Raw genomic sequence first — 16,096 nt, 5'->3', positions numbered from 1 at the left:
CTTAACGTTTCTTTCCGGTTCTGCGTGCGGCGATGTGACCGACTTTGGCTCCCGGGGGTGCGTTTCTGCTGACTGTTGTAGAGCGAGTGGGGTGCTGTCTGTTACCGCCACCGAACGGGTGGTCTCTCGGGTTCATAGCGACACCTCTGACACGCGGGAATCTTGTTGCGCGAACTTTCATTTTGTGGAATTTTTTACCGGCTTTAAGGAACGGTTTTTCAACACGTCCGCCGCCTGCAACCACACCGATCAATGCACGGCATTCGGGGTTGAACCATTTCAACACACCGGAAGGCATCTGAACGGATGTTCTGTTTTCTTCGTGAGCGACAACGGTTGCATAAGTTCCGGAGGATCTTGTGAATTTGCCGCCGTCGTGGGGCTTTCCTTCGATGTTGCAGACCAAAACACCCTCGGGGATCTTTCCGAGCGGGAGGATGTTACCGGCCTTAACTTCAGCTTCGGGGCCGCAGGCAACTGCCTGACCGACAGACATGCCTTCGCAGGCAATGAGAAGCTGAGATTCACCGTTATCAAAGAAGACTTTGACAATGGGTGCGGCTCTTGCGGGGTCGTGTTCAACATCAATGACAGTACCGTTTAAAGTAACGCCGGCAGCTGTCACGGGGTGCATTAATTCTGCTTTAAATTTATGAGAAGGTGCGCGGAAAGTCGGGCTTCCTTTACCTCTTCTCTGTGCGATAATTCGTTTACCCATTTATACCACCTTATGCCAATCCGAGCCTGGTCGCAATTTCGTGTGCTGCATCCGGCTTTTCGAACGTGATGATTGCTTTTTTCTGTCCTTTCATGGTGGTCATGGTTCTGACGCTTGTGACCTTAAAACCGTAAAGCTCTTCCATGTCGGCTTTGATTTGGTGCTTGTTGGCACGGAAGTCGACGATGACCTGAAGTTTACTGTCTTCCATGTGGAGCATGGCCTTTTCTGTAATGAACGGATATTTAACGGACATCATTCCAAAACACCTTCCTTTTCTGAAAGTTGGTCAATTGCTGCTTTGGTCCAGACGGTTAAACGGCCTGCGTGTGTACCGGGGGCGAGAAGCTCTGCATTGAGTTCCGCAACGGTTGCAATGTCAACGCCGGACAGGTTTCTGGCGGCTTTAGAGACAGCTGCGTTGGGGCCGGTGACGACCAAAAGGCTTTTTCTGTTCTTGTATTTTCTTCCTCTCATCTTACCGCGGCCGGCACGGATTGTACGGCCTTCTTTTGCGCGGATAACGTCGTCGTAGACGCCGATGGCTTCAAAGAAAGAAACGACATCTTTTGTTTTGGAAAGTGCTTCAAAAGCGTTGTCGGCAACAATCGGGAGTTCTTCAGCCATGAAGATGTGACCGCGTGTGACGACAAGATCTTCATTGCAGGTTGCTGCGATTGCGGATCTGACGGCCATGCGTTTTTCCTTTTTGTTGACTTTTTCGGAGTAATCCGTTTCGGGTTTTGGCGGGTGGGCACGGCGACCTCCCTTTGCGTGGGGGATACGTGCTGCACGGGAGCCGTTGACAATTCTCGGGACGTGAGAAGCGCCGCGACCGGAACCCCAGCCTGTTGCAGAGGTCTGCATACCGGCGTAAAGTGTGGGACCGTACGGGTGTCTTCTGTTTGCCTGAGCGGCCAAAACGGCTTTCTTGATAAGGTCCGGGCGGAAATCTTCGGAGAAGACTGTCGGAAGTTCAACTTCGCCGACCGGCTTGCCTGATAAATCTAAAATTTTTGCTGTTGCCATTTATTTCACCCCTGCTGAGACTGCACACTGATGTGAACGATTTGCGGTTCGCCGGGCTGTGCTTTCTTGTATCTGATCGGGTCTCTGATGCGAATCAATCTTCTGGCAGGTCCGGGAACGCTTCCTTTGATAAGGATGTATTCGCCGCTGACAAGACCGTAATTGATAATGCCGCCTGCGGGTGTAATTTCTGCACCGTCTTCGCCGACCTTCAAAATGCGTTTGTTGTATTCGGTTCTCTGGTGGTAGCCGGTCTGACCCATTGCGGGAACTTGCCACTGCACGTGTGCGGGGCGGAACGGACCGAGTGTACCGATCTGTCTCAAACTGCCCTGTCTGGAGTGTTTTCCTTTCATGAGGGAAATACCCCATCTTTTGACGGGACCCTGAGTTCCTTTACCGGTTGTGATGGCTGCCGTGTCGACAATTGCGCCGTTCTTAAAGACATCGGTGAATTTGATTTCCGTGCCGAGAATGGATTTGGCGTATTCGAACTTAGCGCTCATGTCAGTACCGCTGATGCCTGTTTCCATGACATCGGGAACCTTTTTGGGGAGACTTGCGATTGCTTTGGGCTGTGTGTATGTGATGACACGGATGTCAGTCACTTCGCCGCTTGCAATGAGTTCTTCGATCTTTGCGAATGCGTCACTGCTCTTGTCGGTCTTGGGGACACGTAATCTGCGTGCCAATTCCGGCTCAAGAGTAGTTGTCCAGGCTTCTGCTGCTGCGACTTCGCCGTATGTGTTTTTCACGTACGCGCGGATAGCGGCAACATGGATTGCGGGGGTTTCGATAATTGTTACCGGAACCGAGATTTCTGCGCCGTTGGTAAGACTGTTCTTGATGTCATCGATCATAATGACATGAGTCATACCTGCTTTGTATCCTGCAAATGCCTGTAATTTGGGCTCACCAGAGGCCTCCGGCCAGGATCTGAATCTGGGGATGTGGCTCTTTGCTCTCTTGCGAGGGCTGTAAGCGCGTGAACCTCTGTCAGGTCTGTGTATGCTTGACATTTATTTGACTCCTAATGGTTTGTACTGTCGAATTGTACCGGGAGCAAAAACAACAGGTCAGAGGCTATGGAAAAGATTTAGAATCGAATAAGCATCGCTGATTAAAGTAACAGAGAATAGTAAAGAGCGCTCGGGCGGCAACATCTTAGGCCCCCGGTCTGACGCTTCAGTCCGACTATTATATTACACTTATGAATCAGATGCATAAATGAGCGCTGCATCGGCAGCTCACATCGATTATCATCTAATTTAATCCATCCACAACATCGACAACGAAAAATATTAATGATAACATTTCCGTGTTTTCGCTTTCAGAAGAAAGCAAATCGGGCATTCAGAGAATTGGCCCTGACACTTATGTTGTTCCTACGAGTTCTCACCGGATTAATATTAGACAAGCGGAAAAATCCGACTTGTTAATAAGTAAGACGAACCGAAAATAGAATAAGTTGTATTTAAAGATGTTCCCCGGAAAAGAGGGAAAATGAAAGCAAAATCAAAAAATAAATCAACAAATCAAAAAAAAGAAACAAAATAAAAAAATGAATTTTTATTAATTTTTTTGTTTTCTTTTTCATCCGTTTTATTCTTTATTTTTCTTTTGACCTTCAGGCTGAATTTTACGAACCCCTTTCTTGGGCAAATGCGGGAGGAAATATTTGCTGAAATCGTGGAACGGGCTGTTCCGGATTTCTTTAATTTCTTCCTTGACAACTTTACGTCTTCCGAATTTAATTTTTGCTCTGCCGTCTTTGTCGCTCCAGTAGAAATACCGGGAGAAAAGCAGATAAAGACCACCGATTACCGGCGTCAATATCGCACAGACCGTAAAAACAATCGCGTAATAGGAAAGAACGGATTTTCGATAAACGGATCGCGAGTTAAGAATGATTTGAGCCGCCAAATCATAATCTAAATTTCCGGGAACAGCTTCACTATTATAATAGACATTGTTGATGGCTGCAACATATTGTTTGGCTTCATCAAATTTAGCGACGTGTTCATAATAAATCAGACTGTCTGACGGAAGCGGATCTTTTGTTTTGTAAAGGTACTGAAGCTTGATATTCGGCATAAAAGACGTCAAAGCCGTCACAATCGCCAACACAGAAAAGAACAAAAAGCACCAAAAATAAATTGTTGCAATCAGCGGGCGGGCCGGCGTTTCATCATAAATACGGAAAGCGCCGATAATCAAAACGCCGAGAAGCGTTAAAATAATCGTGTTCTTGGCTTCAGCATACCTGAGCCTTTCAAGAATCATATTATAAGTCTGATAGAGAAAATCACGCACAATAATTCCTTCCGAAAATGAATACCGAAACGAGAGATATAATAGAATAGTGGGGGGAAGAATATATAATTTGTCTGATATTAAAAATTATAATTGCCTGATATTAAAAATCGAAAACAAGCAGTTAAAATTAACACAGGCGAATTTGAATCATGTTCAACGGTTATAAAAAGACGAACAGCGGGCTGAAATATTTTAATATTTTTGAAACCATAAAAAGGTATAAAAAGGATTAAAAACTAAATGAATAATATAAGGATATTGTTGACGACTAAAATATATCATCAAGCATAATGAGGTAACAGAGTTTAAAACTAAAATGAGTGAGATATATAAACAGCCGAATCCTTATTGTAAAAAACCTTTTAAAAAGACAACTTAAAGTGAAATCAACAAAAACAAAACAATATAATACTGATGAGGTAAAAGGCAAAACAAATTTGAGAAACGATCCAAATTTGAGAAACAAAACAAATTTGAAAGCAATCCGAATTTGAAAACCGGCCTGACTTTGAAAACAACTTCATCCATTAAAACGATAAAAAACGAAAAGGAGTTGACCATTTGATTATGGAAAAAAACGAAAAAAAACTGACTCGATTGAATTCTCAATTAATAAGGGAAGATGAGGAAATGAAAAGACGTGACTCTTTTGAAGCGCTGAAAGAATTTGAAGCGGAAATTGGCTACTCTTTCGACAACTTATCATTGTTGCAAGAGGCGCGGATTCAGGCGTCAAATAAAAGAACCGCTTTCTTTGGAGATGCGGTCTTAGATTTCATTGTCTCAGAATTTCTGTTCAAAAATTTTGCTGAACTGGAACAGGGGCAGCTGACAAATTTAAAATCTCATCTTGTCTGCGATGAAAAACTTGAAAAGATTGTCAAGAAAAACGAATGGGACGAATATTTAATTGTTGAAAAAGGCATTTCCGGAAAATCTAAAAAGATGAACTCGACCTTTTTGGAAGCCGTTGTCGGCGCAGTCTATTTGGACGGCGGTCTTCAATCAACAGAGGATTTTGTCTGCCGATTTATCGTCAACAGAAGAGAAGCTGAAAAGTCGATGAAATCATTGATTTCCCCGAAAGTGAAATTATATGAATTCTGCCAGCAGCACTATACCGGGTTCCGTCCCGAATCATTCTTGGTGTCTGAAGAAGGTCCCCCCCACGACAAAACATTCGTGATGGGCTACATTCTTCCAAAAGCCATTACCGGGCTGAAAACAGACATTACCGGCGAAGGCACCGGCAAAACAAAGTCTGACGCCGAAACTCAGGCCGCGGACAAAATCAATCGCCGTTTGATACGAATCGGCATCATGGAAAGAGAATAAAATTGAACAAATAAATTTTAACAAACAACGCCGATTTTTCATTTGAAGATGAAAATGACGCGCTTTTTTTGATTTGCGCAAGAAATTAAATAAATGCGCTGCTTATGAATTTTTGTGCAATACATCTCTGCCAAAAAAATGATTCTGCCTGTCAAATATGAAATAGATCTCTTCGGCAGCACACATATGATGAACATTTACCGCGGCTGTGACCACGGCTGTATTTATTGTGATTCGAGAAGCGAATGCTACCAAGGCGGCCGCCCGGAAGGAGATTTCGGAGTCGTTCACGCCAAAGAAAACGCGCTTTTTTTGATTGAACAGGAACTTCAAGCGCGCCGAAAAGCCAATGCGCCTGAAATGGTCATCGGAACGGGGTCGATGAGCGACCCGTACAACAGTTTTGAAAAAGAGTTGGAATTGACACGAAACGCACTGCGCCTTTTTGATAAATACAGATGCGGCGTCGGCGTAATCACAAAATCAGCACTTGTTGCCAGAGATGCCGATCTTTTTTCCGCAATTTCAAAACATTCTCCCGTCAATGTCGGAATCACAATTACAACACCGGACGAAGAACTTTGCAGGAAAATCGAGCCGAATGTTTCAACGCCGGCCAAACGTTTCGATGCGATTAAAAAATTATCTGATGCGGAAGTCTTCTGCGGCGTTCATATGAACCCGATTCTTCCGAATATTACGGATTCTGAGGAAAATGTTCGCCGGATTGTTGAAAAATCCGCAGAAAACGGTGCCGAATATGTCCTGTGTTACGGTTTCGGGATGACGCTTCGAAAAGGAAATCGGGAGTATTATTATGAAAATTTGGATAAAGAGTGGCCGGGTTTGAAAGAAAAATACATGAAAACGTATGGCAGCAAATATGTTTGTGATTGTGAAAATGCCAAAGAGCTGGCGGCCGTATTTGCCGAAGAATGTGAAAAATACAGTCTTTTGTACAAAATAAAAGATATCAATCGTGTCTGGAAAAAACAGAAACCGATGCAAAAACATTTGTTTGATTTTGAAAAATGAAATGATTATATCCGATTGAACACATATAAAAATCAGATAAAATCAAAATATTTGTAAAAATGTTTGCGGCTTTGGTGAAATCATGGACTGGACTTTTCTGCAAGAATTATATGTCATTTTTTTAATCGCTGTCGTTATTGTGAACACCTTAGCAATGCTGACAATCGTTTTTTATGAAAGACGCAGCCCGCAGGTTGCTGCTGCTTGGATTCTTTTATTGGTATTTGTTCCGGTTCTCGGCTTTTTCGTCTATATTTTCTTCGGCCGCCATTTGTACGGGAAATACAAATACGGTAAAAAGACAGTTGCCGATCACAAATTTGAGAAATATTCGAATACTCAAATCGAAAGTATTCAAACAAAAGAAATGGTACTTTCAAACGCCGGCAAAAATTTTGAATCGACGGTGAACTTGCTTTTAAAACAAGATCATGCGACGTATTTTGACAACAATGATGTTGATGTATACATCAGCGGCGCGGAAAAATTCGCCGCGATTAAAGAAGCCATATGGAGTGCGAACGAAAGCATCCATATGGAATATTATATCATAAGAGACGATCCGCTCGGCCGCGAAATCATGGACTTGCTGGCTCAAAAAGCAGCTCAAGGCGTTGAAGTTCGCGTTCTTTTCGATGCGGTCGGCGTTCACAAAGTGCGCCCGTCCTTTTACAAAAAATTGAAACAAGCCGGCGGCGACGTGAGAATATTATTCCCGCTGACGATCCCGTTTTTAAACACACGTATCAATTACAGAAACCATCGGAAAATTTTGGTTGTCGACGGACGGGTCGGTTTTATCGGCGGATTCAATATCGGTGTCGAACATTTAGGTGAGGGTCCGCTCGGCTACTGGCGCGACACGCATTTGCGAATTAAAGGCGGTTCGGTCAGCAGTCTTCAGCGCCGCTTCATTATGGACTGGAATTATGCCGCCAAAGAAAAAGGCATCACCAACGAAACAATTTATTACCCGATGGAAATTTATGATAACAGAATCGGTGACGTTGCCGTTCAAATCGCATCTTCCGGCCCGGATACAGACGGAACGGCCATCTACAGCGGTTTTTTGAGCCTTGTCGGTCACGCGAAAAAATCCATTTACATTCAAACGCCTTATTTTATTCCGGATCAAAGTGTTTTTGAAGCACTTCGCGTTGCTTGTTTGTCGGGAATCGATGTTCGGATTGAAATTCCGTGCAAACCGGATCACCCGTTTGTTTATTGGGCTTCATATTCGTACCTCGGCGACCTGATTCGTCTCGGCGCGAAAGGATACACTTATGACCGCGGTTTTATTCACAGCAAAACCGCTGTTTTTGACGGCGAAGTCGCAACCATCGGAACGGCGAACTGGGACATTCGCAGCTTTAAACTGAATTTTGAAACCAACGCGTTCATTTACGACACGGACTTCGGAGAAAAAATGAATCAAATCATTTTGGATGAATTGGAAACGGATTGTAAACAAATTACGGTTGAAGATTACAATAACCGCCCGTTCTCAACGCGCGTAAAAGAAGGATTTTCCCGATTGATTTCACCGCTCCTCTAAAGATAAATATAAACAAGCCGTTTCAAAAGAATATGTCAATGCATGAAATAGAGGATTTTGCCGAGCAGATGGTACATCTTGTCAATGAAAGCAACATCGGAAACGACGAAAAAATTGATTTGATTTACAACATTTACGAATTTCATGATTCATGGGATACGGGCTTTACAAAACTCCGCGTTTATCATATTTTGGTTGAAACCGGATATTTTCACCTTTTTGACCCGCAGAAGCATCCGGATTATGAAAAGTACAAAGACTTTTTTGACAAACTTCCGGAATCGAATGAAATGTACATTTACGAGGATCCGATTGCCGGCTACAGTGAGGATGCCAAACTGACAAGTTATTGGTTTGATAATGCTTACGATTCAGAAACGGATAAAGAATTCCCGCTCAAAAAGATGTGCTGTGAAGCAGGTTCCCCGGTTTGGGCGCATTTTGTCGGCGAAGAGAAGATGCCGAAAAAGATGACGTTGATTCGCCTTTTTGACCGGCTGACGGAGCTGGCGGTTGACAAAAATGATATTTATTCACTGGGCGAGCTGTTTTACTTTACGTCTTACACGTTTATGGAACCGGAAACGTTTGATGAAGAAAATATCAAATGCCTTGAAAAGATGAAAACGGTTCTTTTAAAAGATGACGTAATGGCAACGCTGAGCGAACTTTATTTGGATTACAGAATCGGTTCCCGCGAAGATTTTGAAGATGACTGTTTTGAGGACGGCGAGAACGGGCAGATGCTGAAAGAGTGGTTCGGCTACTATTTCGATTGGAGAGACAAACAGCCGCAAACAAAAAACAGCACATTTAATGCAAGTTCCAATGAAGACGTTTTGAAAGCGGCGGCTGATTTCAGAAAAATGCTTGCTGACGGCGAGATTGACGCGTTTTTCGGACTGTTTGCCACGTTCAATATGGAATTCAGTGCTTTGAAAGGCATGTTTTTGTTCAGCGACTTATATTCCTCCGTCACGCCCGAAGGTCATGAAAAGATTATGGCGTATGACATTTCTCAAACCGAAAACGAAGATATCAAGGGATTTGTCGCCGATTATAAGGAATGGTCGGAAAATAAAGAAGACGTCAGCTATTACGCAAAAAAAGCGCATGACAGCATTAATGTTGAACAAAATTTGCTGGCGGCTCAATATTACATTCAAAAAGGGCTTTCGATTGACCCGAATAATTCGGTTTTGAAACTCTATGAAATTTACATTTTCATGAACTACGCCGACGACGAAGACGGCAATCCCTCAATCAAAGCGTATTTGGACATTTTAGATGAGATTTTGAAAAACGGTCTTGAAAAGCCGGAACTGACCGGATTTGCTCATTATTTGAAAGCCTGCGGTTTTTATCGCATCGAAGAAAAAGAAAACTCGAAAACGGAAATGAAAAAAGCGATAGAAATTTTACCGGAATATCAGGCGGTTTATGAGGATTTCTTCGAGAAAGAATAACAGGACATTGAAAATAATAATCCAACAATAAATGTTCGGAAATCAAAAAAAGTAAGTTCCGAAAAATTATATAAATGATATCTTCATTGTGGTGTAAAATATTTTATATAGTCTATATATGACAAAGAAGACAGATAAAAAGGAAAAATTCCGAAAATTTATCTTGTCTTTCCACAAAGGAGAGTTATTTAATGGATTTTTGGAAAAAAGGATTTAAAAAATTTGCTTGTTTTGGAATTGTTTTGCTGATTCTTTGTATGCTGTCGGGAACGGCAGCAGCACTTGATGCGCCATATGTATCAGATCCTGAAATAGAGGTGCTTCAAGAAAAAGCAACTCATAGTACAATTTATTTGGAATGGAATAGCGTTATTGATGCAACCGAATACCGTATTTACAGAAGCAGTACAATACAAGGATCTTATATCCAGATAGGGACAGTATCCTCAAATGAGTATGTAAATACTGGTCTACTCCCAGACACATATTATTATTATATGATTGGGGCAAGTGATGGTTCACAAAATGAGTTTTCGAATACGATTGGGATTAAAACGAAAGCGTTGACGGCTTCGCCAACAAATATCAAAGCTAAAGCTTTGATTACAAATGAGAATATATTGATCACTTGGGATTCGGTAAATCAAGCAACCAGCTATAGAATATATAGAGCAGACCAAGAATCTGGAATATATACAGAGATAGGGACTTCTTCAAGTAACTCTTATACAGATAATAACTATACTTTCGGTTTTTCTGATGACACCAGTTATTGGTATAAAGTCAGTGCATTTACCGGCAGTTGGGGACTCGACGGCGGACCGGATGAAGCAATTACATATAAACGTCCGGAATTGACTGCAATAGAAGACGGTCCCGGCAAAATAAAATTGAGCTGGGCAAAAATTGAGAGTTACGACAAGCCGGATGCAAAAGATGCTGAAGGATATTACATCTACCGTAAAACGTCATCCACCCCTTATGAAAAAATTGGGACCGTTAATAGTGGCGACACAATCGAATATTTAGATACAGGCCTCCCTGATGGCACATACACATACAAAATTACTGCATATATTCAACCTGATAAAGGTAAAGAATCAAATGAGGAAACAGTGACCTTATCAGGCGGTGCTCAAACTTATACTGTCACATATAATGCAAACGACGGCGTTTTCGATTCCGCTGTGGATGTCGGCTCAACTCATACAGGTATGTTGACCGGCAGCAACATTTTAGAAGTCACCGGAATTAATTCGGGAGATAAATTAACGAAGCCGACTCCGCCACCAACCAAAAACGGCTATACCTTTCAATATTGGTATGACAGCAGCGATGTTGAATGGGATTTTAATGACGGAATCATCAATGACATGACTTTGTATGCCAAATGGCAGAAAAACGGTGGAAGCAACGGCGGAAAAGACCCGGAGCCGCCGACGCCGACAGAGCCGTCAAAACCTGGACAAGGACACAGCTCGGAATCAATGCAAGGACCCAAACCTGAACCCTTGAAGGAACCCGAGCTTGAGCCGATTACCCAAGGATTAGCAGCATGGGCGTTCCCGCTCTTTTTATTGATTTTGATAATCATCATTGCTTATCTGTACATACGTCATAAAAGAAGGCAAAGAATGATGAAAAACGGTGAACTTTAATCAGCATTTAAAATATTATTACACGGCAGGAAAAGAAAGAATCCTGCCTTCCTTTTTTTGTTTTTTTGAATGAAGAGTTTCTTCTTTGAATGATAAAATATTCGGCAAACATTTTCAAAAGAAATTGTCGAGGAAATAATAATTTGTGAAAACGTTAATATTAGAAAAAGGAATAATTATTTAGAAAGTAATAAAATATTATCAGAATAAAAAAGGTAATTTAAATGAATTTAAAAATATTGCTGCACATAGGAATTATTTCAATCCTGTTATTTGCATCAATAGGAAATGCAGCGGGATCAAACCCGACATATGTTCACGTTTTACACAATTACGATGGTACAGTAATTGGAACAACAGAAAATCCGATATGTGATGAAAACGACAAATATGAATATAATGTTGATCCGAACCTCAAAGGAAAAATCCAAACAAAATACAATAATAAGGATTATGAAGTTGAAAAAATAGAGATTCAATATGAGGTTGCAAATCTGAAAGTAGATATAGTCAATAAAATTAATGCTATGGAGGAGACGAAAACCCATACAGAAACTGTCAAAATGAATTCAACGACTTTTTCCTTCTATGAGTATCCAAAGATAACAAAATATGATAAAATTACAACCCTTTACGAACATTATATAAGCTTGGATACTTCAAATGCAAAACAAGACTATGAACCGGCAGTGGGTTATGTCCCGATGACAAGAGAAATGTCTGTGAAATTCATTTATACAACCGTCACATATCCCTTAGTCGGTGAGATTACATATACAGCAGGAAAGGGACCTGACCCTAACACTCCAATAAAATTAAGCAATGAAGACCCTAAATACCTTTACGGAACAGAAACACCATATCCATTAGAGGAAGGATCCCATTACGTAATGACAATAACTTATAAAGAAAAAACAAGCACACCTCCCGGTGAAAACCCGAAGCCCGTAAAACCGGAACCCGCGCCGGAGCCAAAGACGGAACCAAAACCGCCGACGACCCCGCAACCTGAACCGGAACTCGATGTCGAACCGTTCACTGAACCGATAGCAGAAAAACACGCGAATTGGATTTTCCCCATTTCAATCTTGTTTTTGGTTGTAATCGGTGCTCTTCTTTATGTCAGAGCCAGAAGAAGAATGAAAGAAGTTTAACATCAAAATAAACAAAAGCTGAATTAATCCTCAGCTTTTTCCATTTTCTTTATTATTTTTCATTTTTATTTTTCATTTTTCATTTCAGGCTATTATTTCGATTTCTTATTTTTTTTGTATTATAACGAATCGAAAACAAAATACAACCATTGCGAATGAATTGAAACCGCTGCCTTACCGATTCCGTTTGCCACATGTACCGAATAGATTCCGTTTGAACAGCTGCCACCGCGCGCAAATAGTATCGTTTTTTGAGAATTATGAAAAAACGAGGATTGTTTTTTATAAAAAATCGAAAAAGATAAACCTGCTTTTGTCAATGCCCTTGCGATTCAAATAATCTGTTTTACGCTTTTATTTAATCAGTTATTCACCCCGGCAGATTTATTTTCAGCATCAAAGAGTTTGCATTCACATTTGAATATATCGATGATATAATAGAATAATCTTATCATATTTTATAGAAATGTATATATACATAATTGCATAAGATACGTTATTAGAAAATTTTATTATTAAATGATTTTAGAGGGTTAAAATGATAAAAAACAAGACTTTACAAAAACCAATAAGAAGAAAGTTATTCTCAATATTCATGATTTTAATATTGGCAATGACCGTCCTCCCGATTGCGTCTGCTGAGACTCCGGGAACACCCACAGACATAACTGCGATTGCATTAGGTACAGAGGAAATTCTAGTTGAATGGTCAGAAGTAACCTCTGCCGAAATGTATTATGTTTATCGTGGATATAGCCCCGACCCAGATTCCCTTCAATTGCTCGGGATTACGATGGATATCTATTTTCATGATAGTAGTTTGAATCCGGATACCACTTATTATTATGTAGTTGTCGCATATGCCGATGAACAAGCAGGAGAACCGAGTGAATATGTTTGGGCAACTACCTCATTTACTGTAAATAATGTGGAAGCTCATGCAATAAGTGCATCTGAAATTTTTGTTTGGTGGGATGCGGTCCCAAATGCACAATCTTATAGAATATACCGGTCATTCGTCGCGGATGAGACTTATACCCTTGTTGCTACAAGATCTACACCAACATTTTACGATCGAGGATTGGTATCGGATACATTCTATTATTATAAAGTGCAAGTTGGTGATGAGTACACTTCCCATGGACTATTATCAGACTATGCATCGGCAAAAACAGAGCCTATCTCTCTACCGCCCAAACCGATGAATGTTGATGCGGAAACATTAAGTTCAACACGAATTCATGTTGCTTGGGATGCTGTTATTGATGCAGACAGATATAATCTTTACAGATCATTAACAGAAAACGGACCTTATAGTTTGGTTAATTCTAACATTGGAAATACGGAATATACGGATGAGGGATTAACGCCCAATACGGAATATTACTACAGAGTTGCAGGAGTTAACAATTCCGGAGAAGGATCTTGGTCAGACTTTGCCCGTGCCAAAACATACGTGAAACCCGTTGCAAACGCAGAAGCAACCAGTGTAAGCAGTATTCAAGTGAGTTGGTACGAAATTCCGGATGCCACAAGATACCAAATATACCGCTCAGACACAGCATACGGAACATACACCTCTGTTGGAGAAGTAGAGAGGGGAATGACACCACTCTATTTGGATACAGGTTTGTCCCCGGATACGACATATTATTACAAAGTTGTAGCCAAATACTATTCAAAAACCGGCGAATATTCAGACCCGGTCAGCGCAACAACATGGACACCACCGAGATTAGACCTTAATGCGGATGCATTGAGCCCATCTGAAATCCGTCTGACGTGGAATGCTGTTTCGGGAGCAGACGATTATGCTGTTTACCGATCAACATACAATGGCGGATATACATATATCGCCCAAGTGGTTACGACTGAACTCATAGACACAGGCCTGACGCCGTCCACGGTGTATTGGTATAGAGTCGTGGCATCCAATGACGCAGAAGATACCGCTTGTGCAAAAACACAGGATGACGTGCCGTATTTAACGGCAACTGAAATTGATACGCAATCCATTCAATTGGACTGGACAAGCGTTACGAATGCAGATCAGTACAAAGTTTACAGATCTCTCTCCAGAAACGGCCCCTATACCGAAATCAAAACAGTCGAATATGCGACAACATTTACCGATATGAGTTTGGATCACACAACAACGTATTATTATTATGTTGCGGCTTGGGACGGTTACGTTGAGGGTAATCCCTCAAACATTGCATTTGCAACAACCAAAACACCGGTCATCGGAGTTCCGGATGTTGAAGCGGAAGCACTGAACACGAGCAGCATCAAAGTGACTTGGAATGAAATCACCGGTGCTTTTGACTACAACATTTACCGCTCATTGACAGAAGACGGCACTTATGAAAAAATCGGCGATACCGAAGATTTGGAGTTCGTTGACAAAGACCTTGACCACACAACGACTTATTACTACAAAGTCGCCGTGTATACCGGACAAGACATGGGCGAAAAATCCGCCCCCGCAAGCGCAACAACCAAAACGCCTGAAAAGCCGACAAACCCCGGGAACGGCGGCAGCGGTGAAGTAAAAGTCACCGGCAAATCAACAAAAACAATTGCGCCCGGATTCGAAACACCTGTTGAAAATGAAGTCGTTCAAGTGGACGAAGTTCAAGCAGGTGCCGCCGGATTCGTGTTCCCGTTCTTTTTGATTTTGGCGGTTTTGACAACAGGCGTTCTGTATGTCAGAGCGAAAAAAAGACAAAATAAAATTGAGTGATTAATTCACTCGATTTTTTTATTTTAATTTTTTTAACGTAATTTTCCGACCTTTTTATTTTTAAATTTCAAATTTTTTATCTTTAAATTTTATATTTTTTTATTTTTTTCCTATTTATTTTAATTTCTTTACAATTTCTATTTTTAATTTTAGTTTAATTTTAGTTTAATTTTAGTTTAATTTTAGTATCAATTTTAAATAAAATGAATCTCTGCTTTTCATCAGAGGGAAAGCATGGAAATTACCGACAAATCTTTTTTCATGAAATATAACGACGCCATCGGGCGAAAATTAAGGCCGATGACCGCAGGTTTTGAAGAAAAATTTGGGAATTTGTCGGATGATGAAAATGAAGATGTTTTTCGTCAGTTGGCTTGGTGGCTTTGGGAAATGGAAAAGAAAACGGCTTCCAAAGATGTCGGCGAGGATGAAATCGTTCGCGGAATTTTGGCTTATCAAACCGCTTTTCAAAAAGAATTGACGGAATTGAATTTCCATGAAGCCGTTTATTATTTGTCGGAAATTCTGAAAGGGCCGAATAAGAAAACGCTTACTGTCGCTTACAGGCGTGTTCCTGTCGCGATTTTCAACGAGCGCGGAAGACGAATTTACAAACCGCCCGAACCTGAATATGTTGAAGCGCTGATGACGGCTTTGTTTCAGCAAATCCGCCGCTTGATTCGGGAAGAAATGTCACTTTCCGAAATCTTTTATCACGCGTCACTCATCCATCTGAAAATGTATTTAATTCACCCGTTTGTGAAAAATAATATAAAAGCCGCCATTTTGCTTGAAAAATGGTTTTTAGCTGAAAAACTCGGGAAAGTTTACATCAAACTGCCGTCCGAGAAATATTATGCTCAAAACAAGGGTTTGTACAACACCAACACACTCATCGGAACGATGTACAATAACGTCGATGACAAACGAATTTCGCCGTTCTTGCTGATGCTTCCTGATTCTTTGAAAATTAATGACATCAGCATTGAAAGCGAATGAGTTAAGATTTCGACATATAACCCTTTCTTTTTTGAAAAAAACAATGAGCACAAATAGCCTTGATTCTGATGCAAAAGAATGGCGAAAG

The 16,096-nt window shown here is 41.2% G+C and carries 13 protein-coding genes; 8 read left to right on the top strand and 5 right to left on the bottom strand.

Annotated features, from left to right (window positions below; translation table 11 throughout):
* Position 1: 1 nt before the first annotated feature.
* The 5 genes from C7391_RS03030 to C7391_RS03010 all read right to left on the bottom strand — a co-directional run bounded on the left by C7391_RS03030 (position 2) and on the right by C7391_RS03010 (position 4,030).
* The gene (locus C7391_RS03030) at positions 2 to 718 is read right to left on the bottom strand and encodes a 50S ribosomal protein L2 (RefSeq protein WP_133517072.1); all 717 of its coding nucleotides are present in this window, start codon (positions 716 to 718) and stop codon (positions 2 to 4) included.
* Between the two features lie 10 nt (positions 719 to 728).
* Positions 729 to 977, bottom strand: coding sequence for a 50S ribosomal protein L23 (locus tag C7391_RS03025; RefSeq protein WP_133517071.1), 249 nt, complete (start codon positions 975 to 977; stop codon positions 729 to 731).
* On the bottom strand, positions 974 to 1,747 hold the full coding sequence (gene rpl4p, locus C7391_RS03020; protein ID WP_133517070.1) for a 50S ribosomal protein L4: 774 nt from the start codon (positions 1,745 to 1,747) through the stop codon (positions 974 to 976). Before rpl4p ends, C7391_RS03025 begins: the two co-directional genes overlap by 4 nt.
* A gap of 5 nt (positions 1,748 to 1,752) precedes the next feature.
* A complete protein-coding gene (rpl3p, locus tag C7391_RS03015; protein ID WP_133517069.1) occupies positions 1,753 to 2,766 on the bottom strand; it encodes a 50S ribosomal protein L3 in 1,014 nt (337 codons plus the stop codon).
* Positions 2,767 to 3,349: 583 nt separating this feature from the next.
* Positions 3,350 to 4,030: a Pycsar system effector family protein gene (locus tag C7391_RS03010; RefSeq protein WP_133517068.1), complete on the bottom strand. Its 681-nt coding sequence runs from the start codon at positions 4,028 to 4,030 to the stop codon at positions 3,350 to 3,352.
* Between the two features lie 663 nt (positions 4,031 to 4,693).
* Here C7391_RS03010 and C7391_RS03005 point away from each other — a divergent pair.
* From C7391_RS03005 to C7391_RS02970, 8 genes are all read left to right on the top strand, one after another.
* Positions 4,694 to 5,398, top strand: a complete 705-nt coding sequence (locus C7391_RS03005; protein WP_166627385.1) for a ribonuclease III family protein — start codon at positions 4,694 to 4,696, stop codon at positions 5,396 to 5,398.
* A 114-nt stretch (positions 5,399 to 5,512) separates the two neighbouring features.
* Positions 5,513 to 6,433, top strand: a complete 921-nt coding sequence (locus C7391_RS03000) for an SPL family radical SAM protein (protein WP_208107050.1) — start codon at positions 5,513 to 5,515, stop codon at positions 6,431 to 6,433.
* Between the two features lie 82 nt (positions 6,434 to 6,515).
* The gene (gene cls, locus C7391_RS02995) at positions 6,516 to 7,988 is read left to right on the top strand and encodes a cardiolipin synthase (RefSeq protein WP_133517066.1); all 1,473 of its coding nucleotides are present in this window, start codon (positions 6,516 to 6,518) and stop codon (positions 7,986 to 7,988) included.
* Positions 7,989 to 8,026: 38 nt separating this feature from the next.
* On the top strand, positions 8,027 to 9,454 hold the full coding sequence (locus tag C7391_RS02990) for a hypothetical protein (RefSeq protein ID WP_133517065.1): 1,428 nt from the start codon (positions 8,027 to 8,029) through the stop codon (positions 9,452 to 9,454).
* Positions 9,455 to 9,645: 191 nt separating this feature from the next.
* On the top strand, positions 9,646 to 11,112 hold the full coding sequence (locus C7391_RS02985) for an InlB B-repeat-containing protein (protein ID WP_133517064.1): 1,467 nt from the start codon (positions 9,646 to 9,648) through the stop codon (positions 11,110 to 11,112).
* 224 nt (positions 11,113 to 11,336) lie between these two features.
* Positions 11,337 to 12,266 carry a hypothetical protein gene (locus C7391_RS02980; protein WP_133517063.1) on the top strand — a complete coding sequence of 310 codons (930 nt, stop codon included), beginning with the start codon at positions 11,337 to 11,339 and terminating at the stop codon, positions 12,264 to 12,266.
* Between the two features lie 613 nt (positions 12,267 to 12,879).
* The gene (locus C7391_RS02975) at positions 12,880 to 15,009 is read left to right on the top strand and encodes a fibronectin type III domain-containing protein (RefSeq protein WP_223611044.1); all 2,130 of its coding nucleotides are present in this window, start codon (positions 12,880 to 12,882) and stop codon (positions 15,007 to 15,009) included.
* Between the two features lie 234 nt (positions 15,010 to 15,243).
* Positions 15,244 to 16,008, top strand: a complete 765-nt coding sequence (locus C7391_RS02970) for a Fic family protein (RefSeq protein ID WP_133517061.1) — start codon at positions 15,244 to 15,246, stop codon at positions 16,006 to 16,008.
* Positions 16,009 to 16,096: the final 88 nt, after the last annotated feature.

Origin of the sequence: Methanimicrococcus blatticola, assembly GCF_004363215.1 — an archaeon.
Classification (GTDB): domain Archaea; phylum Halobacteriota; class Methanosarcinia; order Methanosarcinales; family Methanosarcinaceae; genus Methanimicrococcus; species Methanimicrococcus blatticola.
This window is presented reverse-complemented; position numbering and strand designations above follow the sequence as displayed.